The organism is Candidatus Obscuribacterales bacterium (genome assembly GCA_036703605.1).
Taxonomy (GTDB): Bacteria; Cyanobacteriota; Cyanobacteriia; order RECH01; family RECH01; genus RECH01.
In genome coordinates, this window is record DATNRH010000190.1 from 1 (window position 1) to 1,410 (window position 1,410).

At 53.8% G+C, this 1,410-nt stretch carries 1 protein-coding gene; it reads left to right on the forward strand.

The features are described 5' to 3' along the window. Positions 1-601: 601 nt before the first annotated feature. On the forward strand, positions 602-1,410 hold an 809-nt coding region (locus tag V6D20_04030), incomplete at its 3' end, for a hypothetical protein (GenBank protein HEY9814960.1).

The following is a 1,410-nucleotide window of genomic DNA, read 5'->3' on the forward strand; positions in this document are numbered from 1 at the left end:
TTGCTGCAGTCTAGACCCCATCTATCTTCCCAGTGTGGCAGACATACTTCCCTCGCTCTACTCAGGGGGGTGGTCTGCCATTGCCGATGCCAGCAAGTACTTCCATAATTACCTCACCCTTCCCGAGGAAAGAGACTTGATTGGGATGATACACCCCATCACTCAGGAAGAATTATGGTATGTTGGCCTTCCCATGGGGTCCGTTAATAGTCCTAGCATTTCGTGCCGGTTCGGCGAAGGTTTCCTAAACCTGCTGCGCAAAGAAAATCCAGTCTTTCGTGCCACCCAGGTAGTGGAGAACACCTGGTCGCAAGCTCTTCGTACCGGAAGTTACCATCCTGAATGGGGCCATGGGTATGTCTACCTGCAATCTAATGGCAGGCCAGTGGCTCAGGTTTTTGGATTTGTCGACGACTTCAAGTTGCATGCCGCCACCTGGGAGGACTGCGTCGAAGCGCTCAATGCCTTTATGGACTTGATGGTCCGTTTAGGGTTGATTTGTCAACCAGTCAAGACATCACCTCCCGACCAAGTGCAAAAATACTGTGGTTTCCTGTATGACACTCGTGGGAGTCCCACTCTTCGAATTCCCACCAACAAAGTGTCCCGGTGTCTGGCCAGTGCTCATTTCCTGCTGGATCGTCCTAGGGGACATCATCTCTCCCGCTTGAGTTTAGCAGTGGTCACCGGCGTGCTCCAATCCATTGTGGAAGCCACCCCTCAACGGATTGGCCAGAACCACCTTCGAGCTTTGTATGACGATCTCCACCGACTCGAAGCAGTGGATCGAGAGACTTTGTCCGGTAGCGAAATCTACCATACGACGGTCCTCCTCACTCCACCCAGCCATAGTGCTCTCCAATGGTGGATCTCCCATCTCCAAGAGCATCCAGGAGCCACTACTTGCCGAGCTCGAAGCACAGGAGGGCTGGTGATGAAGTGGGGCGATGGGAGTGGAACTGGAACGGGCGGGACTACTGAATTTTACCCAGTGGATCCCTCCCAAGCCCATAGCCCACATATGGAGACTTGGATGGGAACCTGGGGAGCCAAGGCCCGGCCTCAGTCTTCCAACTGGAAGGAGGCTCGTACGGTGCTGGAAGCCCTTCGGCAGGATGAAGAGAGTGCCCGCCTCAAAGATTGCACCGTGTTCTACATGACTGACAACTTGGTCAGCTACTACATCATCAAAGGAGGTAGTTCTCGAAGTCCGGGCCTCCATCATTTGGTCCAAGAGATCTTGGCTACCACGGAACGTCAAGAGTGTCGACTAGAGGTAGTCCATGTACCAGGCACCCTCATGATCACACAAGGGACTGATGGGCTTAGCCGAGGACTTTGGCTAGCGCCTAGTCGCAGGAGTCCTACCATCAACCAGGAACTCTTCTTACCCGTACCTTACACTGGTGC